The organism is Bradyrhizobium sp., assembly GCF_030693485.1.
Lineage (GTDB): Bacteria > Pseudomonadota > Alphaproteobacteria > Rhizobiales > Xanthobacteraceae > Bradyrhizobium.
The window spans coordinates 12,814-38,087 of sequence record NZ_JAUYAN010000132.1 but is presented as its reverse complement, the minus strand read 5'-3'; the positions used below and the strand labels follow the sequence as shown (position 1 = coordinate 38,087).

Annotated in this window: 21 protein-coding genes, 1 tRNA gene and 1 pseudogene; 10 read left to right on the top strand and 13 right to left on the bottom strand. The window is 64.3% G+C overall.

What is annotated here, in order from left to right; genetic code table 11:
• Window positions 1-194 (top strand): host attachment protein (locus Q8N40_RS09825; RefSeq protein WP_305711684.1); only part of this gene is annotated, 194 nt, incomplete at its 5' end.
• Between the two features lie 28 nt (window positions 195-222).
• Entirely contained in the window at window positions 223-426 is a 204-nt protein-coding gene (locus tag Q8N40_RS09820; RefSeq protein ID WP_305318668.1) for a hypothetical protein, read from the top strand.
• An 18-nt stretch (window positions 427-444) separates the two neighbouring features.
• On the opposite strand, the gene Q8N40_RS09815 is transcribed toward Q8N40_RS09820, so the two are convergent.
• From Q8N40_RS09815 to Q8N40_RS09790, 6 genes are all read right to left on the bottom strand, one after another.
• Entirely contained in the window at window positions 445-1,146 is a 702-nt protein-coding gene (locus Q8N40_RS09815; protein WP_305318669.1) for an ABC transporter ATP-binding protein, read from the bottom strand.
• A complete protein-coding gene (locus tag Q8N40_RS09810; RefSeq protein WP_305711683.1) occupies window positions 1,143-2,378 on the bottom strand; it encodes an ABC transporter permease in 1,236 nt (411 codons plus the stop codon). Before Q8N40_RS09810 ends, Q8N40_RS09815 begins: the two co-directional genes overlap by 4 nt.
• On the bottom strand, window positions 2,375-3,451 hold the full coding sequence (locus Q8N40_RS09805) for an efflux RND transporter periplasmic adaptor subunit (RefSeq protein WP_305711682.1): 1,077 nt from the start codon (window positions 3,449-3,451) through the stop codon (window positions 2,375-2,377). Before Q8N40_RS09805 ends, Q8N40_RS09810 begins: the two co-directional genes overlap by 4 nt.
• A 40-nt stretch (window positions 3,452-3,491) precedes the next feature.
• Window positions 3,492-4,067, bottom strand: a complete 576-nt coding sequence (locus Q8N40_RS09800; protein ID WP_305711681.1) for a translational machinery protein — start codon at window positions 4,065-4,067, stop codon at window positions 3,492-3,494.
• A 48-nt stretch (window positions 4,068-4,115) separates the two neighbouring features.
• Window positions 4,116-4,943, bottom strand: coding sequence for a universal stress protein (locus tag Q8N40_RS09795; protein WP_305321427.1), 828 nt, complete (start codon window positions 4,941-4,943; stop codon window positions 4,116-4,118).
• Window positions 4,944-5,106: 163 nt separating this feature from the next.
• Window positions 5,107-5,406 carry a hypothetical protein gene (locus tag Q8N40_RS09790; protein ID WP_305711680.1) on the bottom strand — a complete coding sequence of 100 codons (300 nt, stop codon included), beginning with the start codon at window positions 5,404-5,406 and terminating at the stop codon, window positions 5,107-5,109.
• 371 nt (window positions 5,407-5,777) lie between these two features.
• Between Q8N40_RS09790 and Q8N40_RS09785 the strand changes: the two genes are divergently transcribed.
• Window positions 5,778-7,589 (top strand): carbamoyltransferase C-terminal domain-containing protein, encoded by a 1,812-nt coding sequence (locus tag Q8N40_RS09785; RefSeq protein WP_305321429.1) that lies wholly within the window; start codon window positions 5,778-5,780, stop codon window positions 7,587-7,589.
• A 50-nt stretch (window positions 7,590-7,639) separates the two neighbouring features.
• Here the strand turns inward: Q8N40_RS09785 and Q8N40_RS09780 are convergent, their stop codons facing one another.
• The gene (locus Q8N40_RS09780) at window positions 7,640-8,791 is read right to left on the bottom strand and encodes an OpgC domain-containing protein (protein ID WP_305711679.1); all 1,152 of its coding nucleotides are present in this window, start codon (window positions 8,789-8,791) and stop codon (window positions 7,640-7,642) included.
• A gap of 236 nt (window positions 8,792-9,027) precedes the next feature.
• Between Q8N40_RS09780 and Q8N40_RS09775 the strand changes: the two genes are divergently transcribed.
• The 4 genes from Q8N40_RS09775 to Q8N40_RS09760 all read left to right on the top strand — a co-directional run bounded on the left by Q8N40_RS09775 (window position 9,028) and on the right by Q8N40_RS09760 (window position 14,117).
• Window positions 9,028-9,333 (top strand): ETC complex I subunit, encoded by a 306-nt coding sequence (locus Q8N40_RS09775; protein WP_305321915.1) that lies wholly within the window; start codon window positions 9,028-9,030, stop codon window positions 9,331-9,333.
• Between the two features lie 248 nt (window positions 9,334-9,581).
• The gene (locus Q8N40_RS09770; RefSeq protein WP_305711678.1) at window positions 9,582-11,186 is read left to right on the top strand and encodes a carboxyl transferase domain-containing protein; all 1,605 of its coding nucleotides are present in this window, start codon (window positions 9,582-9,584) and stop codon (window positions 11,184-11,186) included.
• Window positions 11,186-13,195, top strand: a complete 2,010-nt coding sequence (locus Q8N40_RS09765) for an acetyl-CoA carboxylase biotin carboxylase subunit (protein ID WP_371135655.1) — start codon at window positions 11,186-11,188, stop codon at window positions 13,193-13,195. The genes Q8N40_RS09770 and Q8N40_RS09765 overlap by 1 nt, the downstream gene beginning before the upstream one ends.
• A gap of 19 nt (window positions 13,196-13,214) precedes the next feature.
• The gene (locus Q8N40_RS09760) at window positions 13,215-14,117 is read left to right on the top strand and encodes a hydroxymethylglutaryl-CoA lyase (protein ID WP_305320206.1); all 903 of its coding nucleotides are present in this window, start codon (window positions 13,215-13,217) and stop codon (window positions 14,115-14,117) included.
• 62 nt (window positions 14,118-14,179) lie between these two features.
• On the opposite strand, the pseudogene Q8N40_RS09755 reads toward Q8N40_RS09760, so the two are convergent.
• The 4 genes and pseudogenes from Q8N40_RS09755 to Q8N40_RS09740 all read right to left on the bottom strand — a co-directional run.
• A pseudogene (locus Q8N40_RS09755) lies at window positions 14,180-14,365 on the bottom strand (C4-dicarboxylate ABC transporter); the annotation flags it as partial.
• Between the two features lie 264 nt (window positions 14,366-14,629).
• Window positions 14,630-14,983, bottom strand: a complete 354-nt coding sequence (locus tag Q8N40_RS09750) for a DUF6481 family protein (protein WP_305320207.1) — start codon at window positions 14,981-14,983, stop codon at window positions 14,630-14,632.
• 119 nt (window positions 14,984-15,102) lie between these two features.
• Window positions 15,103-15,447 (bottom strand): GrlR family regulatory protein, encoded by a 345-nt coding sequence (locus Q8N40_RS09745; protein ID WP_305711676.1) that lies wholly within the window; start codon window positions 15,445-15,447, stop codon window positions 15,103-15,105.
• 96 nt (window positions 15,448-15,543) lie between these two features.
• Complete coding sequence (locus Q8N40_RS09740) at window positions 15,544-15,855, bottom strand: hypothetical protein (protein ID WP_305711675.1); 312 nt, start codon at window positions 15,853-15,855, stop codon at window positions 15,544-15,546.
• Between the two features lie 162 nt (window positions 15,856-16,017).
• Between Q8N40_RS09740 and Q8N40_RS09735 the strand changes: the two genes are divergently transcribed.
• Window positions 16,018-16,398, top strand: coding sequence for a hypothetical protein (locus tag Q8N40_RS09735; RefSeq protein WP_305711685.1), 381 nt, complete (start codon window positions 16,018-16,020; stop codon window positions 16,396-16,398).
• 90 nt (window positions 16,399-16,488) lie between these two features.
• Here the strand turns inward: Q8N40_RS09735 and Q8N40_RS09730 are convergent, their stop codons facing one another.
• Both Q8N40_RS09730 and Q8N40_RS09725 read right to left on the bottom strand, forming a co-directional pair.
• Window positions 16,489-17,265 carry a hypothetical protein gene (locus Q8N40_RS09730; protein ID WP_305711674.1) on the bottom strand — a complete coding sequence of 259 codons (777 nt, stop codon included), beginning with the start codon at window positions 17,263-17,265 and terminating at the stop codon, window positions 16,489-16,491.
• A gap of 251 nt (window positions 17,266-17,516) precedes the next feature.
• Window positions 17,517-17,593, bottom strand: a tRNA-Arg gene (locus Q8N40_RS09725).
• Between the two features lie 302 nt (window positions 17,594-17,895).
• Here Q8N40_RS09725 and Q8N40_RS09720 point away from each other — a divergent pair.
• Entirely contained in the window at window positions 17,896-23,100 is a 5,205-nt protein-coding gene (locus Q8N40_RS09720; RefSeq protein ID WP_305711673.1) for an alpha-2-macroglobulin, read from the top strand.
• Window positions 23,097-25,238, top strand: coding sequence for a penicillin-binding protein 1C (pbpC, locus tag Q8N40_RS09715; protein WP_305711672.1), 2,142 nt, complete (start codon window positions 23,097-23,099; stop codon window positions 25,236-25,238). The genes Q8N40_RS09720 and pbpC overlap by 4 nt, the downstream gene beginning before the upstream one ends.
• Window positions 25,239-25,274: the final 36 nt, after the last annotated feature.

The following is a 25,274-nucleotide window of genomic DNA, read 5'->3' as shown; positions in this document are numbered from 1 at the left end:
TGGAACAGGTGATCCGCGAACGGAAGGTGCAGTCCCTGGTCGTGGTGGCTCCGCCAAGGACCCTCGCCGAGCTGCGCGACGCCTTCCATTCCGATGTAAAGGCCTGCATTATTGCCGAGATCAACAAGGACCTGACCAAGCAGCCGGTCTGGGAAATCGAGAAGCATCTGACCGGCGATGCCAATTCGCACTGAGTCCTGCGCCGGTCAGGCGGAGGGAAATATGCGAGACTTGAATGGGAACAAGGAGTCGGGGGCGGTATCGCCCCCGCGAAAAACCACGCCATCGGAACAGGTCGACGAGGCGCGGCGCCTGATCGAAGGCGAGCAGGTCGACGTCGAGCGCGCGGTTCCTACGGATCACACCGAGCCGGTCGAGGGCGCAAAGCCGCACGAACGGCCCGACCCGCCGGTGTTCGAGGAGTGAAGGTGCGGCATTGCCGGATCATGCCGGCGCGGCGATGGTTTCGTCGTTCGCCAGCCGGCCGTCGACGACGTGAATCCGGCGATGCATTTGCGATGCCAGGTTGAGATCGTGGGTGACGGCGACCACGGTCTTGCCGCGCAGCGCCACCAGGTCGCGCAGGATGCCGAACACCTGCGCAGTGGAAACGGAATCGAGGCTTCCGGTCGGTTCGTCCGCGAGAATGACCGGAGGATCGTTGGCCAGCGCCCGCGCCACCGCCACGCGCTGCCGCTGGCCGCCGGACAATTGATCCGGCGTCTTGTGCCGATGGTCGCCAAGCCCGAACGAGTCCAGCAGTTCTTCGGCGCGCGCAACGATGGCGCGGGGCGGCAGTCTGCCGAGCGCCCGCATCGGCAACCCGACATTTTCCGTGATCGAGAACTCCGGCAGCAGAAAATGGAACTGGAAGACGAAACCGAGGCGGGTGAGCCGTACCTCGGCGCGCGCGTCCTCCGTCATCCTGCTGGTGGATGTGCCGTCGATCAGCACTTCCCCGGACGTCGGAATATCGAGCAGGCCCAGTAGATACAGCAATGACGACTTGCCGGAGCCGGAAGGGCCGGTGATGGCGATGAACTCATGCGGCATGATGGCGAGGTCGATATCCTGCACCAGCGTGACCGGCACGATCCCGCCAAGGACCTTGGTGACGGCGCGCGCCTCGATCAGGGGCGCACTCATGTAGCACCCCGGATGATATCGACAGGGTACAGCCGCGCCGCCGAACGGGCTGGAAAGTAGCCCGCCACCAGGCTCGACAGCAGGGCGACGCAGGTGGCGAGCAGATAGTGGTTGACCGAATAGAGCACCGGGAGGTGGTTGTTGTCGGAGAACGGAGTCTTGAATTCCAGTGACGCGAGCCCGCGGGTCAGGAGATAACCGAAGATCCAGCCCAGCACGGCGCCGACCAGTCCGACCGCGAGCGCCTCTGCGATGAAGATCGCCCGGATGGTGTGACCCCGAAATCCCAACGATTTCAGGATGGCGATGTCGCGCGTTTTCTCGTGTGTGATGGTGGAAATGATGTTGTAGGTGCCGAAGCTCGCGACCAGCAGGATCGCGCCGACGATGGTGTACATCAGCACATTGCGCAGCGTGATCGCGGACAGCAGATCCTCCTGCGCCTCCTGCCAGGAGATCGACTTGTAGCCGGTCTGTTCGCCGATCCGCTCCGAGATCAGGCGGGCCGCCATCGGGTCGCGGGTGCGGACGCGGATCTCGTTGACGATGCCGGTCTGCCGTTCCAGGATCTGCGCCGTCTTGAGCAGGACATAGCCTGTGGTCTCGTCGGTCATTCGGAATCCGGTATGGAAAGTGCCGACCACGGTGGCGTTCATGCTGGCGCCCTCGGCGGAGGCCAGCGTGATGTTGGAGTTGACCCTTGCGCCGATCTTGGCGGCGAGGCGGTCGCCGAGCAGGATGGCGTTGGAGGCGCGATACAGCGAATGCAGCGTTCCCTGCTTCATGTGGGTCGCGAGATTGGAGACGTCGGCCTCGGTGCGGGGATCGATGCCGATGATCGAGGTGGTCAGGTTTCGTCCGGCGAACCGCAATACCGCCTTCGACTGCACCGACGGGGTCAGCGCTCCCGGCACCCAGGTTTGCAGCGACGCGATGGTGGCCATCGGGTTCTTGATGCCGGGCCGCCGGATATCGGGCGTCAGGCCATGGAACTCGGCGGCGGCGTAGACGACATCGGCCGGTTGCCGCGTCGGCTCGCGCAATTCATCGGTGATCGAGATGTGCGGCAGCGCGTCGACCAGGGTCCTGATGAAGTCATCCTGCGACCCCTCCATCATCGCCGCCATCATGATGGAGAACCCGACGCCGGTCATGACGCCGGCGATCGCCACCAGCGTCTGTCGGGCACGGTGGCGGACATGGGTCCAGGCTATGGTCAGGATCAGGTTCACGGTACGGCCGGTTCCGTGAGCGCCGGACGCACCCGCGATCCGTTCTTGATGTTGGTGGTGGCGGGAGCGGCGACCAGTTCGCCTTCGCCGGCGCCGCCGACGATCTCCACCATGCCCGTGCCGCGAATACCGGTCTCGACCTTGCGTAGCCGGGCGCGATTGTTTTCGACTGTGATCAGGTTGCTGTTGACCACGGCGTTGGCGGGCACCAGAAGCACGTCCTGCTTCTCGCGGCTGACGATATTGGCCTCGACGCTCATGCCCACCCGCAATGGGGTATCGTCGGGCAGGCCGATCCGCACGCGAAAGGTCTTGGAAACGGGATCGCCGGCCGGCGTGATTTGCTTGACCACTCCCGGAAGCAGCTGGTTGATGAACGCGTCGGTGCGCAGCAGCGCCTTCTGGCCGGTCTTGACGCGTGGGATATCTTCCTCGTTGACGTCGGCGACGACCCACAACGGCTTTTCCAGCCCGATGCGGTAGAGAATCGTGCCGGGGTCGACCATGTCGCCGACTTCGCCGTCCTCCTTGAGAACGGTGCCGTCCATGGGCGAGACCAGCTTGTAATATTCCAGCCGCTGGGCCTGGGCGGCGATCTGCGCCTGGATCCGCGCAAGGTCGCTCTCGGCGCGCTGATAGGCCTGCGAGGTAGCGACCCCGCGCGCCAGCAACTGCGACTGACGGTCAAATTCCCGGCGCTGGAACTCCTCCAGCGCGCGCAAATCATTCAGCGTGGCCAGCGCCTCCTTGTCATCGAGGCGCGCCAGAACATCGCCTTTCCTGACGCTTTTACCCTCGCACCGGCAACGCTCGATAATGCGGCCGCGTACCAGTGGCGTCGAACGCGACCATGTTTCGGGCTCGACCGAGCCGGTGGCATAGACGATTTCCGCAGCGGCGCCGCGCGTGACCCGGGCGACGGTGATGATCGGTCCACGCGAGAGCCACCACACCGTAGCTGCCAGCGCAACTGCCAGCAGCGCCGCGGCGAGCACCTTCCATGCGTAGGAGCGCCGATATCCCGCCGCTGACCGGGTTGCGGTTTCCGTCGTTTCGGTCGGAGCTACCCTCATGTTCATGATCGATCGGGCCCGATCCAGCAGCAGGGGTACCTCAGCCGCGGGATGTGCCGCCGGCCGCGGCTACCCGAGTGGGAGCGATTTTGAAAAATTGCTTGGCATAAGCGACGATCTCGCGGTCACTGGGGTGATCCGCGGACTCGATGGCGACGATGCGTTGGCCGATTTTCGGATGTTGCTCGCGAAGATATTTGGCGAACTCGGTCTTGGCGCTGGCCGGGCCGATGATCAGGATTTCACCGGCATCGCTGACGGCGTTCATCACTCCGGCCATGAACTCCTTGTCGGGCGCGGCATGACCGCTGCCAATCGATCCGGCCTTGTGGTGCAGGTGTCGCGTCGGCAGATGAGGGTGCAGGACAGTCTCGTCGTCACCCGATCGTCCGACGTGGAACACCTTGGCCTGCGAGTGATCAATCCAGACGATCGCATGGAAGTGGGTCGGCATGTCGTATCCTTTATCGATCGGCAGCGATTCGCCGGTCGTCTTTGAGGTTGTAGATCGATGCGCAAGAGGCGGACGCCACGCCCCGAGCCAATCTACCGCGATGGCGGCATTGGCCGATTGATTCAGGTCAACCGATGCGGTCCGCCGCGGGCCATTGGCCATGCGGGTTTCCGGAACGAGCGCGTCGGCCGGCTGCGCTCCCGTCCCGATTCAGTGCGAGAACAAGGTTGGGACAGTGATCGTCTCGAACATGCCGCGCGTCACTCCGCCCAGAATGAATTCCCGAAGCCTGGAATGGCCGTAGCCGCCCATCACGACCAGATCGCTGCCGCTGTCGGCAGCCAGCGACAGGATGGCATTGTGAATGTTTGAGGTGTCGGCCGTCAGCCGGTGAGGGGTTGCGGGCAGATTGCGCCGGGCGAGATGGGCGATCAGGGCCGACAGCGACGCTGCGCCGGCATCGTCTTCGTCCTCGTTGATGGCCACGACGTCGATGGCTTTTGCCTTGCGAAGGAAGGGTGCTGCGTTGTGGACGGCGCGCGCCGCCGGCGCCTTGCCATCCCAGCCGATCAGTACCCGATCCGAGCGGAAGGTACCGCGGTTGATGTAGGGAATCATCAGCATCGGCCGCCCCGAGCCGAACAGCACGGCCTCGGACATGAAATCGGTCTGGCTCGGGTTGGCGCTGTCGGGTTGAGCGACGATGTTCAGATCGTAGAGCCGCGACATCTGCGTCACGGTATGGGTCGCAGCATAGGAAACGTTGAACGTGCTCTTGGCCTCGTGCGGGATATTCAGGCGCGTTGTCGCGGTTTCGAACTGCGCGAGCACGGCCGCGGCCTGTTCCTGGCCGCTGTCGTATTGAGCGGCCATGACCACGGCGGACGCCTCGAAGGCGATCATGGGATTGACCGCCTGATAGGCGCAGGCGATGCCGTCGAGATGGGCCTCGAACAATCCGGCAACTGCAGCGGCGCTATCAATCAGCGTGCCGGCAGGCCGGTCGACGGGAAGGAAAACGGCGATATCGTTCAGCATGATGGAACGCCCTCGGGTTGCGGAACTCGATCATGCCTGCATCCGCCTCCAGCGTTCTTGATCTATCTCATGCCCTCCGAAGCCGATCCAAAAAATGGCGCGCCGGCTCACCGGCGCACCTGATGTCATTGCTGGCGTAACGGATACGCCGAATTAGCCGCAATCAGTACGGGCAGACGACGCGGCCCCAGCGGCGGCTGTAATAGCAACCACTGCCGCGTACAACCGGCGCAACATAGAAGCCGCCATAGCCGTAACCGCGGCCATAGCCTCTGCCTCTGCCGCGGCCTACGCCTCTACCCCGTCCTCGGCCGCCGCCGCGCCCACGGCCCCGTTGGGCTTCCGCAGACGAAGTCGATGCCGCCAGGAACAGACCAGACGTACCGACGACGCTGACCATGTAGACGAAGACCAGCGCCATCGCTGCAAGGAAGCGCGAAAGGATATTGTAGCGTTTAGCCATTCAGGATCTCCCGGTTCATTCCAGTCACCGTAAACTCCAGCCGTCTGAATTCAGGAGGCCTGCCTTGCGTTCCGGTGCGGGCTCAAGAACAACTGCAAAATGTTTTTCGTGTGGCGTTCAGGGATGCTATGGGCAACGGTTAGCGAGGTCAAGTTACACTGTCTATCGGCGCGCCCGATGAAAACGTTCGACGTCGGACCGCCTTTCGACGAAATCTTGCATTGCGCAATTGGAACTTGTGTAACCGCGCAGCGCCCGTTCTGCCCAAAGGCCACCCCATTCTGCCGCAAAACGGTGCGGCAAGCCCAGCAAAAGCCCTCGCATACCGATCTCGATCCAATTCCACATCCATTTCATCCCAATGAGTGCCGATGCCCAAACAACACACCTACGTTCTCGGCCTGAATACCTACGACCATGATGTGAGTGCCTGCCTGTTGCGTGACGGCGTCATCGCGTTCGCGATCGCCAAGGAACGAATCACGCGCGACAAGCACGCCTCCGGCTTCTACAGCGAGGTGATCGACTATTGCCTGGATGCCGAAGGCATCACGCTCGATGACGTCGATCTGATCGTTCGCAATTGCTACATTCTTCCGGTTCCGGAAATGGAGGAACGGCTGGTCTATCAGGACATGCCGGGCTTCCTCCCCGAGCATGAGCGGCCCGACGCTGCCAGACATCCGCTGTATCTGTCGCAGTCCGACAAGGTGGTGTCGATCTCGCATCATCTGGCGCATGCCTACAGCGCGTTCGCCGTCGCGCCGTTCGAGGAAGGCGTGGTGATGATCGTCGACGGCGTCGGCAGCTATCGATCCGACGTCATGGAAACCTATCCGGCAAGCGATACCGCTACGCCGCTCGCGCGCGAGTCCGAGAGCTATTACAAATTCGCAGGCACCAGGCTCGAATGCCTGAGAAAGGTCTGGATGGAGCCCGACCGCGGATTCCTGAGCGACGAATTCTACAACATGCCTGGCCTCGGCGCGCTCTACAGCCGGGCCTCGTCCTACATCTTCGGCGACTGGAACAAGTGCGGCGAGTTGATGGGACTGGCGCCGTACGGCAGGAAGGAGCAGGTCAGGCACCTGCTCGAACTCATCGACGGCACCTTGCACGTCCCGCACTGGACCACGGAGTTCAAGCAGCCCTACATCATGGGCAGCGGTGAGAAATGGGAAACCAGCCCTTCGATGCGGCACTGGGAGGATCTCGCCTGGCGGGTTCAGGACGATACCGAAAACGTGTTGCTGGCCCGCGCCCGCTGGCTGCGCGAAACAACCGGTGCCAAGAATCTCACCATCGCCGGCGGCGTCGCGCTGAACTGCGTGGCCAATGGCCGGGTGGCGCGGGAGGCGGGCTTTGAAAACGTCTGGATCCAGCCGGCTGCCGGCGATGACGGCATTGCGATCGGCTGCGCCTATTACGGCTATCTGGAAGTCCTGAAGCAGCGCCGCTCGTTCGTGATGGACCATTCCTATGTCGGCAAGGTCTATCCCGATCAGGATATCGAAAAGGCCTCGCAGAAATTTCTGGTACGCATTCAGACCACCGCCGTGCGCAGCGACAATATCTGCCGCGACACCGCGAAATTGCTCGCCGATCAGAAAGTGATCGGCTGGTTTCAGGGCGGTTCCGAGTTCGGGCCGCGCGCGCTCGGCAATCGCAGCCTGCTGGCCGACCCGCGCAAGCCCGAGATGAAGGATATCCTCAACAGCCGCGTCAAGCACCGCCAGCCGTTCCGTCCGTTCGCGCCGATCGTGCTGGCCGAACGGGTCAGGGAGATATTCGAAGGCGACGAAGACTCGCCGTTCATGCTGATCGCCAAGACCGTCCGCCCCGAATGGCGCGACCGGATTCCGGCGATCGTTCATGTCGACGGCACGGCCCGGGTTCAAACCGTCCGCGAGCAAACCAATCCGGTGCTCTATCGCCTGCTGAAAGAGTTCGAGGCGCTGACCGGCGTTCCCGTGCTGATCAATACGTCGTTCAACGTCAAGGGCGAGCCGATCGTCGAGACGCCGCGCGACGCCATGATCTGCTTCCTGACGACGGGGATCGACCATCTGGTGCTGCACGACACGCTGGTGTCGAAGAACGCGCTGCACCGGGTGGTCGGGCCGCTGGTCGAAATTTACGCCGACGTCGCCAACATGGTGGCGTCGGGCACACGGCCAGGCTGACCGGCCGGTAGGCCCGACTGCACGCGGCCAAGGCCGAAAGCCCCCGGATATCAGGGGGCCTTGGCTAGCGCCGGCTTGGGCAGCGGCTTGTCCTGCCGCTTCGACCAGGAGATGTAGTACGCGACCAGCGTCATCACCGCGATGCCGGACACGCTGACGAAGATCTGCGCGAGCAGCGAGCCCGAACTCATGATGAGCAGGAAATGTCCGACGAAGGACAGGAAGACGCCGACGCAGAACACCGCGAGCGATTGCTGGCCGCAGACTACGAGGGGATCGAACACCCGCCACTCCAGGCCTGACCAGTCCTTCGGCACGAAGCGGACGATCATGATCGCTACCACCACGAAGTGCAGGAAGCGGTAAGGCGCCAGGAAGGTCTTGTCGTTGTGTTTGAAGATCTCATAGAGCCAGTGCGGGAGCAATGCGCCGAAATCCGGAAACCTGGCGGCCATGGTCATGAGCAGCGCAAAAACGAGATAGGCGATGCACAGATAAAGCGTGACGGGGTGATCGACGATCCATCGCGCCCGCTTGGCGCCGCCGAGCGCGCACCATGAGCCGAACACGAACAGCACCTGCCAGCAGTACGGGTTGAAGTACCATGCGCCGCCCGGATAGGCCGACAGGTTCCAGCCGAATTGCCGCGAGAGCAGCCACAGCGCGATCGAAGCCAGCATGGTCAGATCGGGCTGGCGCAGCATCAGCCACAGCACCGGCGGGAACAATCCCATCAGCACGATGTAAAGCGGAAGCACGTCCAGATTGACCGGCTTGAACTTGAGCAGCAGGCCCTGGCGCAGGGTTTCGATCGCCTGATCGCCGGCGAGGCCCGCCAGGTTGAACTCGTTGATGATCTCCGGATCGCTGAAGCGCAGCGCGACATAGCCGATCGCGACGATGTAGATGACGAAAAGGATGATGTGGGCGACGTAGAGCTGCCAGACGCGCTTGGTGAGGCGGGTGGCGCCGACGATAAAGCCGCGTTCCAGCATCATCCGGGCGTAGACGAACGACGCGGTGTATCCTGAAATGAAGACGAACAGGTCTGCGGCATCGCTGAAGCCGTAATTCCGGGTGGTGATCCAGTTCACGACATTGTCGGGGATGTGATCGAGGTAGATCGCCCAGTTCGCGACGCCGCGAAACAGATCGAGCCGGAGGTCGCGTCCCTTTTCGGGCAGTACTGCGTTGATTTTCATGGGTACCGTTTCGAAGTGATGCTTTCGACGATATCGGGACCGCGGGCGAGGGGGGACCTCAGCCGTGCGGCCGGCCAAGATTGTCACAGCGCAGCATAATGACTATACCGGTCGCAGGAAATGGTACATTCGGGCCCGGGAATCACCGATCAAATTTCCGAAAGGTGTTTGTATACTATCCCGGCCGCTTCCACCACGCGCTTCCATGCCGCAGATCTCACGGGGCCCTGACATTCATGACCGCACGCATCTTCAAGCCCGCCAAAAACGCGATGCAATCGGGGACCGCCAAGACCAGGGACTGGCAGCTGGATTATGAGCCGGAACAGCCGCGGGCGATCGAGCCCTTGATGGGCTGGACCTCATCCGGCGACATGAAACAGCAACTCACCATCCGCTTCGATACCAAAGAGGACGCGGTCGCCTATTGCGAGCGCGAGGGCATCCCCTACCAGGTGATCGAGCCGAAGGAGCCGGTCCGCCGGCAGGCCGCCTATGCCGACAATTTCGCCTTCCGGCGCGGCGAACCCTGGACCCACTAGGGCTGGTCCCGCCAGGTTTGGACCCGCGGCGAGCGGGGCGCGCGGCGCGGCGGTGAAATTGCTGCCGGGGAATGTCGGGAACAAGACATTTCAGCGAGGCATTTTGACCTAATAGCGCTAATGTCGACGCCAGGTTTCGTCCGGGTCAAGGCCGCTTCGTCAAGTCGAGGTTGCGCCCGGCGACGGCCGAATGACATCTTAACGCAAGCCCGATGCCGGATTGCGGCGCACCCTAACTGCGGAAACCCATGCCGCTTCATTCCACTGTAGACACCACATCCCAGGATTTTGCCCGCAATGCCGAGGCGATGCGTGCGCTGGTCGAAGAGTTGCGCGCGAAACTCGACCACGTGGCGGGCGGCGGCGGCAAGGTCTCGCGCGCCCGCCATACCGCGCGCGGCAAGATGCTGGCCCGCGAGCGTGTCGATCTGCTGATCGATCCGGGCACCGCCTTTCTCGAATTGTCGCCGCTGGCGGCCCATGGCCTCTATGGCGGGGACGTGCATTCGGCCAGCGTCATCACGGGGGTAGGACGGATCTCGGGGCGCGAATGCGTTGTTGTCGCCAACGATGCCACCATCAAGGGCGGCACTTATTATCCCATGACGGTGAAGAAGCATCTGCGCGCCCAGGATATCGCGCGGCAGAACAACCTGCCCTGTGTCTACATGGTCGATTCCGGTGGCGCATTCCTGCCGATGCAGGACGAGATTTTCCCCGATGAGCGGCATTTCGGCCGCATCTTCTACAATCAGGCGCAGATGTCGGCGCAGGGTATTCCGCAGATCGCCATCGTGATGGGCTCCTGCACCGCCGGCGGCGCCTATGTTCCTGCCATGTCGGACGAGAGCATCATCGTGCGCAACCAGGGCACGATCTTTCTCGGCGGGCCGCCGCTGGTGAAGGCTGCGACCGGCGAGGTGGTGACGGCGGAAGAACTCGGCGGCGCCGACGTGCATTCGCGGCAATCCGGTGTCACCGATCACTATGCGCAGAACGACAGCCACGCCATCGGCATCGCCCGGCGCATCGTCGCCACGCTGAAGCCACCCAGCCGCGCCAGCCTGAACATGCGCGAGCCGCGCGAGCCGCTGTTTGCGCCGCAGGAAATCTATGGCGTGGTCTCCGCCGACGGCCGCAAGCCGTTCGACGTGCATGACATCATCGCCCGGCTTGTCGACGGCTCGGAATTCGACGAGTTCAAGAAGCTGTATGGCCAGACCCTGATTTGCGGCTTTGCCCATATCTGGGGCCATCCGGTCGGCATCATCGCCAACAACGGCATCCTGTTCAGCGAGAGCTCGCTGAAGGGCGCGCATTTCATCGAGCTATGCTGCCAGCGCAATATCCCGCTGGTGTTCCTGCAGAACATCACCGGCTTCATGGTCGGCAAGAAGTACGAGGCCGGCGGCATCGCCCGCGACGGCGCCAAGCTGGTGACGGCGGTGGCCACCGCCGGCGTGCCGAAATTCACCGTGGTGATCGGCGGCTCCTACGGCGCCGGCAATTACGGCATGTGCGGCCGCGCCTACAGCCCTCGTTTCCTCTGGATGTGGCCGAATGCCCGCATCTCCGTGATGGGCGGCGAACAGGCCTCGATGGTGCTGGCCCAGGTCCGGCGCGACGGCATCGAGGCGAAGGGCGAGACCTGGTCGGCCGAGGAAGATGAAAAGTTTCGTGCGCCGATTCGCGCCCAGTATGAGAGCCAGGGCAGCCCCTATTACGCGACCGCGCGGCTCTGGGATGACGGCGTGATCGATCCCGCCGATACAAGGCTGGTGCTCGGTCTTGGACTATCGGCGTCGGCCAACGCGCCGATCGAGCCGACGCGTTTCGGCCTGTTCAGGATGTGATGATGAAGGGCCAAGCTCAATACCGGCGATTTCGTACCCTCCTGATTGCCAACCGCGGCGAGATCGCCTGCCGGGTGATCCGCACCGCGCGGGCCATGGGCCTGCGCACGGTGGCGGTCTATTCCGAGGCCGACGCCGATTCCATGCATGTCGCCATGGCGGATGAGGCCGTCCTGCTCGGCCCGGCGCGGGCGCGCGACAGCTATCTCAACATCGAGCGCGTAATCGAAGTGGCGCGGCAGACCGGCGCCGAGGCCGTGCATCCCGGCTACGGGTTTCTGTCGGAGAATGCGGAGTTCGCCCAGGCCTGCGCGGAAGCGGGGCTGGTGTTCGTTGGCCCCACACCCGCGATGATGACGGCGATGGGCTCCAAGTCCGGCTCCAAGGCCTTGATGGAAAAGGCCGGCGTGCCGCTGGTGCCCGGTTATCACGGCGAGGCCCAGGACGACGCGACCCTGGCCGCGGCGGCCGACAAGGCCGGTTACCCGGTGCTGGTGAAGGCGTCCGCCGGCGGCGGCGGCCGCGGCATGCGTATCGTGCGGGCGGCCGGCGAGCTTGCCGCTGCGCTCGTCAGCGCCAGGCGCGAGGCCAAGGCCGCGTTCGGCGACGACCGCATGCTGATCGAGAAATTCGTCCAGAACCCGCGCCACATCGAGGTGCAGATCATCGGCGACAGCCACGGCAATCTGCTATCGCTGTTCGAGCGCGAATGCACGTTGCAGCGGCGGCACCAGAAGGTGATCGAGGAAGCGCCGTCGCCGACGCTGAATGCGGCCCAGCGCGAAACCGTCTGCGCTGCCGCGCGCAAAGCCGCTGGCGCCGTCAATTACGTCGGAGCCGGCACCATCGAATTCGTGTCCGACGGCAAGGACGTGTTTTTCATCGAGATGAACACCCGGCTGCAGGTCGAGCATCCCGTCACCGAGCTGATCACGGGCATCGATCTGGTGGAATGGCAGTTGCGGGTGGCGTTCGGCGAAAAGCTGCCGCTGACGCAGGATCAGATCACGCTCAACGGCCATGCCATCGAGGCGCGGGTCTATGCCGAGAACCCGCACAAGAATTTCATGCCGTCGGTCGGCCGCATCAGGACGTGGCGCACGCCGGCCGAAGTGAACGGCTTGCGCATCGATGCGGGCTACCGTGCCGGCGACGCGGTCTCGCCGCACTACGACGCCATGCTGGCCAAGGTGATTGCCTGGGCGCCGACCCGCGACCTCGCGATCGAGCGGCTCAACCGCGGCCTCGAGGAGACCGACGTCCGCGGCATCGTCAGCAACATTCCCTTCCTGTCGGCGCTGGTGACGCATCCGCAGGTGCGCGCCAATACCATCGACACCGGCTTCATCGAACGCGAGCTGAAGAACCTGACGCCGGAGGCGCCGGCGCCGCACGATCTCGAGCTGTGCGCGGCCGTGGTTGCCATCCTCGGCGCGGAGACAAAACGCGCCGCCGCGGAGGCGCATTCGCCGTGGCGGACCGCGGGCTGGATGCCGGTCGGCCGGCGGCGGCGGGTGTTCACGTTCCGGGACGGGCAGGGCAGCGAGCACAAGGTCAGCCTGATCTACGGCAACGGTTCGCCGACGCTCTCGATCGGCGAGCGTGAACTGGCCTTCACCACCGCGCCCGAGGCTGCCGGCGGCTTCCAGTTCAGGTTGCACGGCATCAAGTCCCACGTCGTCGCCGTGATCGAAGGCCATGAACTCTATCTGCGCACCCGCAACGGTCGCTTCGAGCTGCATTGGGTCGATCCGTTCGGCGGCGAGACTGAAGAACAGGTCGGCGAGGACAAGATCGTGGCGCCGTTGCCTGGCACCGTGGTGGCGTTGCTGGCGGAAGTCGGCGCCACGCTGGAAAAGGGCGCGCCCATTCTCACGCTGGAAGTGATGAAGATGGAGCAGACTCTTCGCGCGCCGTTCGCTGGCAAGCTGAGCGCGATCAAATGCAAGGTCGGCGATATCGTCGGCGAGGGTGTCGAACTCGCTGTGGTCGAGCCTGCAGCCGCGTGAGCAGCCGGAAGAGATTTGCATGAGCGATTCCGTGCGCATCGTCGAAGTAGGTCCCCGCGACGGCCTGCAGAACGAGAAGACGCCGGTCAGCGTCGAGGACCGCATCGCCTTCATCGAGGCGCTGCTCGGCGCTGGCTTGCGCACCGTCGAGGTCGGCGCCTTCGTGTCGCCAAAGGCGATCCCGCAAATGGTGAACTCCGATGCCGTGCTGCGCGGCGTCGATCATCATCCGGGCAGTGAATTCCACGTGCTGGTGCCGAACGAAAAGGGCTTTGAGGCCGCACGCGCCGCCGGCGCCAAAGTAATTGCGGTGTTTGCGTCAGCCTCGGAAGGCTTCTCGCGCGCCAATATCAATTGCACGGTGGCGGAATCGATCGAACGCTTCAAGCCGGTGCTGGCGCGGGCCAGGGCCGACGGCATCAAGGTGCGCGGCTATATTTCCTGCGTGCTCGGCTGCCCCTTTGACGGCAAGGTCAAGCCGCAGGCCGTGGTCGATGTGGCGCGGAAGCTGGCCGATCTCGGCTGCTACGAGGTCTCGCTCGGCGACACCATCGGCGTCGGTACGCCCGTGAAGGCGAGGCAGCTGTTGCGCGCAGTGGCCGGCAGCGTGCCGATGGCGAACCTCGCCATGCATTTCCACGATACCTATGGCCAGGCACTGGCAAACCTCTATGCAGGTATGGAGGAGGGCTGCCGCGTGATCGATTCCGCGGCCGGCGGTCTCGGCGGCTGCCCCTACGCGCCGGGCGCCACCGGCAATGTCGCCTCCGAGGACGTGGTCTACATGCTGGAAGGCATGGGCATCGCCACCGGCGTCGACATGCCAAAGCTGGTGGCCGCCACCAACGCGATCAGCCGGTTGTTAGGGAAGCCGCCGGTCAGCCGCGTGGCGTCGGCGTTGAATGCCAAGGTACAAGTGTGAGGTAAAATTATACCTTCTGTCTACTGTACATGGGGTTGTTTTCAAGATTTTTGCAGAGGGCGTCACACCGGCACGTCGCTCGCGAGTTTCAGCAGGTTGGAGGAGGTCGGCGTCTTGGCGCCATAGTCCTTCCAGGCGGTATCGCGCGCAATGTCGCGCCACTGGCTCACGGTGGCCGCATCTAGGATGCTGACCCTGGCGCCTGCCTTTTGATAGACTTGGGCAACCTCGATGTCGTCGTCCTGCGCGCGCCGCATATTCGCTGACGGCTTCGGCCGAAACAAGGTCAGCCAGCGCTTTTTTCAGAGTCTCGCGGGCGGCTCGAGGAGCCCGATCCAGAAAAATTTCTGGACACGAAAGATAAGCAGAAGGACGCCATGTCCAGGGACGGCATGAAGAAAGACGAGGATTACAGAAATATGAATCGGCCGCCTGCTTCAGCGTCGCGTGGGCTCGCCTCTGTCACGAGGCGGGCCTGTCATCGACCGGGCATCACGCCCACACCGGCTGCTTTACTTCTTCTTGCCCTTGCCCTTGCGGGCGGCATAGCGCGCGTCACGCGCGGCCTTGCGCTCGGCTTCGAGGGCGAATTCGGCCGCGGCGGCGGCTTCCTGTTCGCGTACGATCTGGGCGGCGGCTTCCGCCGCCGCCTCGGCCTCGCGGGCCTTCTGCTCGGCCTTGGCAGCCTCGCGCGCCAGCTTGGCCTTGGCCCGCTCGGCGGCCTGCGCCTCGCGCTCGGCCTGCCGCTGCAGGACCGCGGGATCGTTGAGACCCGGCTTGGCCTTAAACTTCTCCAGGATGTTCTTCCTTGCTTCCTGCGCCGCCTTCTGCCGGTCCGCGAAGCTAGGTTCCTTGAATCCACTCATTGAAACGGCCTTGTCGCTTTCGTTTGGGTGATGGGGTGATCGGCTTTGGCACGAGGGCAACGAGCGCCCCCGGCGCGATGGGGAGCGGTTTACAGCCGCCCGGGCCGGGACGCCATCGTTTAATCGGCCAGCCGGCGCAAAGTCGCGCGAAAACTGACGCTGCGGGAGCCCACCAGCGAGGTGCCGAAAACCTCGGAACAGTCGTCCCGGAAGGTCCCTGAAAAGCCGGTCGTGACCTCCCGGCCGCCAAAAACCGGCCGCGCGGTGGGGTCGCGATACGGTGTGTGCTGGTTGGTGACCAGGTCGCCTTTCCAGTTACCCTCCCTGAACGTGTAGCTGCCGACCGACCAGAAATAGGAATCGCCGCCGAGGATTTTGCCGTCACGAAGCACGATCACGCCGCTGGCGCGCCCCTTGACGCCGTCGCCCATCTGGATGTGCACCGAGTAGAGCCCGTTTCGCATGTTCGGCGTGTCCGGCCAGCCTGCGGCGACCATAGCAGGTTTGCATCAGCGCCGTTCGCGACCCTCGGTCAGATCGGCACCGCGCGCCCGGCGGCCTTACCAGGCCTCGAAGCGGAGCTCGGCGGCACCCTTGGCGGCGATGCCACGGACCTCCCAGCTGGCAGAACCGCTCAGGGAACGGCAGTGGACCCGGATCATGGTGCCGCGCTCGTCCTTGCCGGCGTCCTCGACCATGCCGACCACGGGACAGTTGAGGCCCTCCGAGGCGATCTGCCCGGCGAGCTTCTGCTTTTCCTTTTGATTGGGCTGGGTCTTGAGCGGGGTCTGCGCGGCGGCAGCCGCAAGGCTGCACATCAGGACAAGCCCGACCGCCGATATCTGCTGGGTGCGACGATGGATGGAATTCATTTCTCGACCGTATCAAACCGGATGCAGGAAATCATCTCCGAAAGATCTTGTTAATGATCTCCCTTAAAGGGAAATTTGCCTCTCTCGCCCACGATCCGCAACCGCAGAACATTTTTGCTGATCGCAATTTTCAAGGCCACACGGGAAGGCACCACCATGACGATGTCACGCGTATATGCAGCACTGATCGCTTCGGCCGTTACCGCCATGGCGCTTCCGACCGCGGCCTCCGCACAATGCCACGGTTGCTATGTGCCGCCACCGCCGCCCTGCGTCACCTGCTACCAGCGCCAGGTTGCGCCGGCGCAGTACCGGACCGTCGACGAAACCGTGATGGTCGCGCCCGGCCGCGTCATCGCCCATCGCACCCCGGCGCAATACCGCACCGTGATGGTGCCGCAGACCGTGATGGTAGCGCCGGAAGGCGTGCAGTACGAGCGCACCCCGCCGCAATATGCCACCCGCCAGCGCGTCGAAATGGTCGCGCCCGCGCGCGAATATTACGTGGCAACGCCGCCGCGCTGCGCCACCTGCGGGTACTGACGTCGCAGCCAAGAGACGCCCGTAAGGGTTTGAAATAGGCAAAGGCTCTGGAGCGATCCGGGGCCTTTGGTCGTTATCGGTGATCTGATTTCACGGCTTGCCGGCGCGCCCGGTCTTGCGTTGGGCCGGCGGCTGCGGAACCGCAAAGATCCCGAATTCCTCGGTCAACACGGTCGCGAGCCACGACTGATATTCGCCGTAGCGGCGGTTGTCCCGCGCGATCACGCCGAGCTCGGGTTCTTCTCCCGCGCGCAATTTGCGCAGCACGATGGGGGCGGCGACGGGAATGTAGATCGAGCCTTTGGGGTTGCTCAGCGTCGAGATGATGCCGCGCATCATGTCTTCGGTATCTGGCAGCGACAGCAGGACGGTTCGCACGTTTCCCGCGCTCGAGCTCACGAGATTCATGAACGCGGTGCCGAACGGAATATAGACCGTGCCGACCTGCCGGTACTTGCCGTCGAAGCGCGACTTCTCCTCGAACACCAGGCACTTCTGCGCGTCGCTCCACGCGATCGAGATCAGATAGGCATTAAAGTTGACGGGGTTGGCGAACATCGGCCGGACGCAGAGATAGTCGCCCTGCAGATATTCGACGGCATCGAAGACGTATCCGCCGACCGACTTGGCGGCGGTGTCGTCCCGGACCGCAGCTTGCCGTTGGAAACCGGTTTTCAGAATGCCCTCGACCTTGTTCAGGGTGCGCTCGGTGAAGTCACCCTGAAACAGCTTCTCGATCGATGATTTCGACAGGTGCTCGCGAATCAGGTCCTTGCGGGCCAGACCGTTGGCGTCCAGATGGCGCTGGATCGCGCTGGCGATGGCCTTCTTGTCCTGCTTCGAGCCGAGCCCCGTCTCCTGCTTCATGTCGTCATCCCAAATTTCATCAAAATCTAGCATGAACATTCATGGCTTGCCTACATCGCCGCCGCCGCGCTCCATTTTTTGCGATTTCGGCTTGCGTTCATCCGAACAATGCGGCGAAGCGCCATTCTTGATGGTCGCTGCAATTCGTATGGTTAATCTAGGCTGGCTGTGCGGGCGGCGAGGTGCTGTTCGCGGATCGAGACCGAGGCAGCCGGCATGCCGAACCGCGCGGCGCCAGACCAAGACGTAACTGGCGATCCCAGCAGGATTCGAACCTGCAACCCACGGAGTAGAAATCCGTTACTCTATCCAGTTGAGCTATGGGACCGTAGCTACACGGCGCCTGGCCTTCATAGCATTGCCAATATGAAAAATCCGCTGTCCGGCCAAGCTCTTTTGCGAACCATTTTCAGCCTCGGGACGACAAACCGAAACGGTGGATCGTTGCGTTTGTCCGCCCTCAGGGCAATGCTGCGCCACGGCCGGCTGCCACGTGACGTCCAGGGGCTCGCTTCGTCATATGCTGCACGCGATTTTTTCGCTACCTGCTTCGGCGGCCACGAGTCCGTCACCTTTTCGCGCACTTCTGAACCGAACGCGGCGACTGTCCGCGTCCCAGGGAGCTCCATCATGATTGGTTTGATTCGCGCCGCAGCACTTTGCGCAACGCTGGCGCTCGGGCTCGTTACGGCACAGGCCGCGGACAAGGCTTTCAAACGTGACGATCTGCAGGATTCGGCGGTCAAGCTGGAGGCCCAGATCAAGAGCGAGGCCGGCGCGGTGGCAAGATCCAGCGCGTCGCTGAAAGCCGATGCCGACGCCGCCTTCAGGCGCGCCGATTTCCGCACCGGCCTGCAGATACTCGGGCAGATCGCGACCAATTCGCCTGGGGACAGTGGCAACTGGCTGCGATTGGCCCGCGCCATTTTCCAGATATCGCCCCGAAGTTCCAGCGAAGGCACCTTCCTTCTGGAGCGCGCCTCGACCGCGGCCTATATCGCCTACCAGCGCGCCGGCAATGCGGGCGAAGAGGCGGACGCGCTGGCGGTGCTCGGCCGCGCGATGGCGGATCGCAAGCTGTGGCGTCCGGCGCTGGATAGTTTGCGGCTGTCGCTCGACATGCGCGAGGTCGCCGAGGTGCGCGGGCAATACGAGAAGCTGCGCGACCAGCATGGCTTCCGGCTGCTCGATTACACCGTGGATTCCGACTCGGCGTCGCCGCGCGCCTGTTTCCAGTTCTCCGAAGACCTCGCCAAGCGCGTCGACTTTGCGCCGTTCCTGGCGCTGGCGGGCAGCGACAAGCCGGCGCTGACGTCGGAAGGCAAGCAGCTGTGCGTCGATGGCCTCAAGCACGGCGAGCGCTACAACGTCAATCTGCGCGCCGGACTGCCGTCCACGGTGAAGGAAACCCTGCCCAAATCGGCCGAGTTCAACGTCTATGTGCGCGACCGCAAGCCTTTCGTGCGCTTCACCGGGCGCGCCTATGTGCTGCCGCGCACCGGCCAGCGCGGCATTCCCCTGGTCACCGTCAATACCCCTGCGGTGACGGTCAGCGTGTTCCGGATCGGCGACCGCAACCTTATCAACACCGTGCTGAGCAGCGACTTCCAGCAGGCGTTGAGCAAATACGAGCTTTCCGAGCTCGGCGGCGAGCGCGGAGTCAAGGTCTGGTCCGGGGAACTCGCCACCGCGACCACGCTCAATCAGGACGTCACCACGGCGTTTCCGGTCGACCAGGCCCTCGGCGAGCTGCAGCCCGGCGTCTACGTCATGACGGCTGAAGCCAAGGGCCCCGGCAGCGACAGCGACGGTTCGCTGGCCACTCAGTGGTTCATCGTTTCCGACCTGGGGCTGACGGCCTTCTCTGGCAATGACGGCATCCACGTGTTCGTCAATTCGCTGGCTTCGACCGACGCGGTCGCCAGGGCCGAGGTACGTCTGGTGGCGCGCAACAACGAAATTCTCGCGACCCGCAAGACCGACGATTCCGGTCACGTGCTGTTCGAGGCGGGGCTGGCGCGGGGCGAGGGCGGGCTGTCGCCGGCCATGCTGACGGTATCCGGCGAGAAGACCGACTATGCCTTCCTCAGCCTGAAATCCAGCGCCTTCGACCTCTCGGATCGCGGCGTGTCCGGCCGGGCGGTTCCGGCAGGCGCCGACGCCTTCGTCTACACCGAGCGCGGCGTCTATCGATCCAGTGAGACGGTCTATCTCACCGCGCTGCTGCGCGATGGCCAGGGTAATGCCGTGGCGGGCGGGCCGCTGACGCTGGTGATCGAGCGCCCCGACGGCGTCGAATTCCGCCGCGCCGTGCTGCCCGACCAGGGCGCGGGCGGCCGCAGCATGGCGCTGACCCTCAATTCAGCGGTCCCGACCGGGACCTGGCGGGCGCGCGCCTTCACCGACCCGAAGGGCTCGGCGGTCGGCGAAACTACCTTCATGGTCGAGGATTACATCCCCGAGCGGATCGAATTCGAATTAACTGCCAAGGACAAGCAGATCAAAGCTGATGCTCCGGTAGAACTTAAGGTCGATGGCCGCTTCCTCTATGGCGCCCCGGCCTCCGGGTTGCAGCTGGAAGGTGACATGCTGGTTTCGCCGGCAACGGGACGGCCGGGCTATGCCGGCTACCAGTTTGGCGTAGCGGATGAGGAAACCACCAGCAACGAGCGCACGCCGCTGGAAAACCTGCCTGAATCCGACGCCAAGGGCGTCGCCACGTTCCCGGTCAGCCTGGCCAAACCGCCGTCTTCGACCCGTCCGCAGGAAGCCCAGATCTTTGTTCGGATGGCGGAAGCCGGCGGCCGGTCGATCGAACGCAAGCTGGTGCTGCCGGTTCAGCCGGCGGCGGCCATGATCGGGGTCAAACCGCTGTTCGCCGACAAGAGCGTCGCGGAAGGCGACAAGGCCGGCTTCGACGTCGTGTTCGTGACCCCCGAAGGCAAGCAATTGGCGCGGGACGGCCTGCGTTATGAGCTCTTGAAGATCGAATCCCGCTATCAGTGGTACCGGCAGAACTCGTCCTGGGAATATGAACCGGTCAAATCGACCAAGCGGATGGCCGATGGCGATCTCGCGGTTGCCGCCGACAAGCCGTCCCGGATCACGCTGTCGCCGCAGCCCGGCCGTTACCGGCTCGACGTCAAGGCGACCGAGGCCGATGGTCCGCTGACCTCGGTGCAGTTCGATGTCGGCTGGTATTCCGACGGCAGCGCCGACACGCCGGATCTGCTGGAGACCTCGATCGACAAGCCGGAATATCTGGCCGGTGACACCATGGTGGTGTCGGTCAATGCGCGCTCGGCCGGCAGGCTGACCATCAACGTGCTGGGCGACCGGCTGCTGACCACGCAATCCATCAACGTCAGGGAAGGCACCGCGCAGGTCAAAATTCCCGTCGGCAAGGATTGGGGCACCGGCGCCTATGTGGTGGCGACCTTGCGCCGGCCGCTTGACGCCGCCGCCATGCGGATGCCCGGTCGCGCAATTGGCCTGAAGTGGTTCGGCATCGACAGGAAGTCCCGCACGCTCACGGTGGACATGTCGCCGCCTGCGTTGGTGCGTCCGGGAACCGCGCTGAAGATTCCGGTCAAGCTCGGCGGTCTCAATCCCGGCGAGGACGCCAAGATTGTCGTCGCCGCCGTCGACGTCGGCATTCTCAACCTCACCAACTACAAGCCGCCGGCGCCGGACGACTACTATCTCGGCCAGCGCCGCATGACCTCGGAAATCCGCGACATCTACGGGCAGCTGATCGACGGCATGCAGGGCACACGCGGCCAGATCAGGACCGGCGGCGATTCCGCCGGCGGCGAGCTGCAGGGCAGTCCGCCCACGCAAAAGCCGCTGGCGCTGTATTCCGGGATCGTCACCGTCGCCGCCAACGGCACCGCGTCCATCGATTTCGACATTCCGGAATTCGCCGGCACCGCGCGGGTGATGGCGGTGGCGTGGACCTCGACCAAACTCGGCCGCGCCACCACCGATGTCACGGTCCGCGATCCCGTGGTGCTGACCGCGACCTTGCCGCGCTTCCTGCTCAATGGTGACAAGGGCACCATGAGTTTCGACCTCGACAATGTCGAGGGCGCGGCCGGCGACTACATCGTCAGCGTCAAGGCCTCGGGGCCGGTGAAGGTGACGGGCAACCCGGCGATCACGGTCAAACTCGCGGCCAAGCAACGCACTTCGATGTCGCTGGCGCTCGATGCCGGCGGCGCCGGCACCGCCAAGCTCGATGTCGACATCAAGGGGCCGAACGGGCTGACGCTGGCGCGGCATTACGTGCTCGACGTCAAGGGGGCGACGCAGATCCTGGCCCGCCGCTCGATCCGGATCCTGGCCAAAGGCGAGAGTCTGACGCTGACGTCCGATATGTTCTCGGATCTGGTGCAGGGCACCGGCGGCGTCTCGCTGTCGGTCAGCCTGTCCACCGCGCTCGACGCCGCCACCATCCTGAAGGCGCTCGACCGTTACCCGCACGGCTGTTCGGAGCAGATCGCCAGCCGCGCCATGCCGCTGCTGTATGTCAACGATCTGGCGGCGGGGGCGCATCTTGCCATGGACACGGCGGTCGACCAGCGCATCAAGGATGCGATCGACCGGCTGCTGGCGCGGCAGGGTTCGAACGGTTCGTTCGGACTGTGGTCGGCTGGCGGCGATGATTCCTGGCTTGATGCTTACGTTACGGACTTCCTGACCCGCGCCCGCGAAAAGGGATTCGCGGTGCCGGATGTGCTGTTCAGGAGCGCGCTCGACCGTATCCGCAACTCCGTGGTGAATGCCAATGAGCCGGAAAAGGACGGCGGCCGCGATCTGGCCTACGGCCTCTACGTGCTCGCCCGCAACGGCGCGGCGCCGATCGGCGACCTGCGTTACCTCGCCGATACCAAGCTCGGCAATCTGGCGACGCCGATCGCCAAGTCGCAGCTGGCGGCGGCGCTGGCGCTGGTCGGCGACAAGGGCAGGGCGGAAAGGGTCTATGCCGCCGCCGCCGAAAGCCTGGCGCCGAAGCCGGTGCTGGAGTTCGGCCGGGTCGATTATGGCAGCGCCCTGCGCGATGCCGCGGCACTGGTCTCGCTGGCGAGCGAAGGCAATGCGCCGCGGGCGACGCTCACGCAAGCGGTCCAGCGCGTCGAAGCGGCGCGGGGTCTCACGCCCTACACCTCGACCCAGGAAAATGCCTGGCTGGTACTGGCGGCGCGCGCGCTGGCCAAGGAGACGCTGACGCTCGACGTCAACGGCGCTTCGGTCAAGACCGCGCTCTATCGCAGCTACACGGCCGCTGACGTGGCAGGCCAGCCGATCAAGATTACCAACACCGGCGATGCGCCGCTACAGGCGGTGGTCTCGGTTGCGGGGTCGCCGATCACGCCGGAGCCAGCGGCCTCGAATGGATTCAAGATCGAGCGGAATTACTTCACGCTCGACGGCAAGCCGGCCGACGTGTCGAAGGTGAAGCAGAACGACCGCTTTGCAGTGGTGCTGAAGGTCACGGAAGCAAAACCGGAACACGGTCACATCATGGTGTCGGATTATCTTCCCGCAGGCCTCGAGATCGACAACCCGCGTCTGGTTTCATCCGGCGATACCGGCACGCTGGACTGGATCGACGACGGCGAGGAGCCTGAGAATACCGAGTTCCGCGACGACCGCTTCACCGCGGCGATCGACCGGGCCAGCGACGATGCCGCGGTGTTCACGGTAGCCTATGTGGTGCGCGCGGTATCGCCTGGCAAATACGTGCTGCCGCAGGCCTATGTCGAGGACATGTACAATCCCTCGCGCTACGGCCGCACCGGCACGGGCACAGTTGAGGTGCGTGCGGCGAAATGAGTGCATCGGGCAACAAGGAAGACGTGGATGGCCGGGTCAAGCCCGGCCATGGCGGGAGGATAAAGCGGCAACTACTTCGCATCGCTGGCGCTGCTACGCTAGGTATCGTTCTTATCTGCGGCATCTTCGCCGCTTGGGTTGCATCGCTCGGCCCGTTGCCCTTCGAGCAGGCCCGACAAATCTCGACCACCATCGTCGACCGCAACGGCAAGCTGCTGCGCGCCTATGCCATGGCGGATGGCCGATGGCGGCTGCCGGTCGACGCGCGAACCGGCGTCGATCCGTCCTACCTGAAACTGCTGCTGGCCTACGAAGACCGGCGGTTTTACTCCCACCACGGCGTCGATCCGCGGGCGCTGGGCCGCTCCGCCTGGCAGTTCGCCAGTCGCGGCCGCATCGTTTCCGGCGGCTCGACCATCACGATGCAACTGGCGCGATTGATGGAGCCGCGGCGCGAGCGCTCGCTGTCAGCCAAATTTCGCCAGATGATCCGTGCGATTCAGCTCGAGCGGCAACTGACAAAAGACCGGATTCTCGATCTCTATCTGGCGTTGGCGCCGTTCGGCGGCAATCTCGAGGGCATTCGCGCGGCGTCCATCGCCTATTTCGGCAAGGAACCAAAGCGATTGTCGCTGGCGGAAGCCGCTGTGCTGGTGGCGTTGCCGCAATCGCCGGAGACCCGCCGGCTCGATCGCCATCCCGAAGTGGCGCGCATCGCACGCGACCGCGTGCTCGATCGCATGGTCGAGGATGGCCGCGTACCGACCGAGGACGCGGTGCAGGCCAAGGCGGTTCCGGTGCCGCGGTTGCGCAAGCCGATGCCCATTCTGGCGCCGCATTCCGCCGATCAGGCCCAGGCTAACGTGAAGGACACGCCGGTCATCAAGCTGACGCTGGATTCCGGTATGCAGAAGGTGCTGGAGGCGCTGGCGCGCGACCGCGCCATCGCGCTGGGCTCGAACATTTCCGTTGCAATGGTCGCTGTCGACAATGAGAGCGGCGATGTTCTGGCGCATGTCGGCTCGCCCGATTATTTCGACGAGCGGCGGGCCGGACAGGTCGACATGACCCGCGCGGTGCGCTCGCCGGGCTCGACCCTGAAGCCGTTCATCTATGGCCTCGCCTTCGAGGATGGTTTCGTTCATCCGGAAAGCCTGATCGACGACCGGCCGATCCGTTTCGGCTCCTATGCGCCGGAAAATTTCGACATGAGCTTTCAGGGCACGGTGCCGGTGCGCAAGGCGCTGCAACTTTCCCTCAACGTGCCGGCGATCGCGCTGCTCGACCGGGTCGGCTCCAGCCGCCTGTCGTCGCGGCTGAAGCAGGCCGGCGCCAATCTGGTGCTGCCGAAGGACGAGGTACCGGGCCTCGCGATGGGTCTCGGCGGCGTCGGCGTCACGCTGCAGGATCTGGTGCAGCTCTATTCCGGGCTGGCGCGGCTCGGCAATGCCAGGCCTTTGCGCGAAATCGTCAGGTCGACGGACGATGCGCGCGATAATCTGCGGCTGATGGATCAGGTCGCGGCCTGGCAGGTCGGCAATGTGCTGATCGGCACGCCGCCGCCGGAGAACGCCGCGCACAACCGGATCGCGTTCAAGACCGGCACCAGCTACGGCTATCGCGATGCCTGGTCGGTCGGTTTCGATGGCAAGCTCACCATCGGCGTCTGGGTCGGGCGGCCCGACGGCGCGCCGGTGCCGGGGCTGGTCGGGCGTACCGCCGCGGCCCCGATCCTGTTCGATGCCTTCGCCCGCACCGGAAAACTGCCGGCAGCGCTGCCGAAGCCGCCCAAGGGGACGCTGGTCGCCAGCAACGCCAAACTGCCGCTGCCGCTGCGCCGGTTCCGCCCGGCGGGGGAACTGGTCCGCACCGGAGCCGAGCAGGCGCCGCGCATCCAGTTTCCGCTCAATGGCTCGCGTATCGACGTCGACCGCGGCAATGACGGGCAGTTCTCGGCGATGCCGGTCAAGGTTGCCGGCGGCGTGCTGCCGCTCACCATGCTGGTGAACGGCGTCTCGGTGGGGGAATTCGACGGCCGGCGCCAGCGGCTGGTCGAGCCGCCCGGTCCGGGCTTTGCCCGACTGACCGTGATCGACGCGGTGGGCGCCACGGACACAGTTGTCATCCGAATTCAATAAAGGGTACCTAACCGGTTGTGGGGATAGCGGTTTCGG

Excerpts from the sequence above, each read along its gene's own strand:
- Q8N40_RS09820 (WP_305318668.1), top strand. The coding sequence starts at position 223 with ATGCGAGACTTGAATGGGAACAAGGAGTCGGGGGCGGTATCGCCCCCG.
- Q8N40_RS09815 (WP_305318669.1), bottom strand. The coding sequence starts at position 1,146 with ATGAGTGCGCCCCTGATCGAGGCGCGCGCCGTCACCAAGGTCCTTGGC.
- Q8N40_RS09720 (WP_305711673.1), top strand. The coding sequence starts at position 17,896 with ATGATTGGTTTGATTCGCGCCGCAGCACTTTGCGCAACGCTGGCGCTC.
- Q8N40_RS09790 (WP_305711680.1), bottom strand. The coding sequence starts at position 5,406 with ATGGCTAAACGCTACAATATCCTTTCGCGCTTCCTTGCAGCGATGGCG.
- pbpC (WP_305711672.1), top strand. The coding sequence starts at position 23,097 with ATGAGTGCATCGGGCAACAAGGAAGACGTGGATGGCCGGGTCAAGCCC.
- Q8N40_RS09765 (WP_371135655.1), top strand. The coding sequence starts at position 11,186 with ATGATGAAGGGCCAAGCTCAATACCGGCGATTTCGTACCCTCCTGATT.
- Q8N40_RS09735 (WP_305711685.1), top strand. The coding sequence starts at position 16,018 with ATGTCACGCGTATATGCAGCACTGATCGCTTCGGCCGTTACCGCCATG.
- Q8N40_RS09795 (WP_305321427.1), bottom strand. The coding sequence starts at position 4,943 with ATGCTGAACGATATCGCCGTTTTCCTTCCCGTCGACCGGCCTGCCGGC.
- Q8N40_RS09805 (WP_305711682.1), bottom strand. The coding sequence starts at position 3,451 with ATGAGGGTAGCTCCGACCGAAACGACGGAAACCGCAACCCGGTCAGCG.
- Q8N40_RS09785 (WP_305321429.1), top strand. The coding sequence starts at position 5,778 with ATGCCCAAACAACACACCTACGTTCTCGGCCTGAATACCTACGACCAT.
- Q8N40_RS09745 (WP_305711676.1), bottom strand. The coding sequence starts at position 15,447 with ATGCGAAACGGGCTCTACTCGGTGCACATCCAGATGGGCGACGGCGTC.
- Q8N40_RS09770 (WP_305711678.1), top strand. The coding sequence starts at position 9,582 with ATGCCGCTTCATTCCACTGTAGACACCACATCCCAGGATTTTGCCCGC.
- Q8N40_RS09760 (WP_305320206.1), top strand. The coding sequence starts at position 13,215 with ATGAGCGATTCCGTGCGCATCGTCGAAGTAGGTCCCCGCGACGGCCTG.
- Q8N40_RS09780 (WP_305711679.1), bottom strand. The coding sequence starts at position 8,791 with ATGAAAATCAACGCAGTACTGCCCGAAAAGGGACGCGACCTCCGGCTC.
- Q8N40_RS09730 (WP_305711674.1), bottom strand. The coding sequence starts at position 17,265 with ATGAAGCAGGAGACGGGGCTCGGCTCGAAGCAGGACAAGAAGGCCATC.
- Q8N40_RS09800 (WP_305711681.1), bottom strand. The coding sequence starts at position 4,067 with ATGGCCAATGGCCCGCGGCGGACCGCATCGGTTGACCTGAATCAATCG.
- Q8N40_RS09750 (WP_305320207.1), bottom strand. The coding sequence starts at position 14,983 with ATGAGTGGATTCAAGGAACCTAGCTTCGCGGACCGGCAGAAGGCGGCG.
- Q8N40_RS09740 (WP_305711675.1), bottom strand. The coding sequence starts at position 15,855 with ATGAATTCCATCCATCGTCGCACCCAGCAGATATCGGCGGTCGGGCTT.
- Q8N40_RS09775 (WP_305321915.1), top strand. The coding sequence starts at position 9,028 with ATGACCGCACGCATCTTCAAGCCCGCCAAAAACGCGATGCAATCGGGG.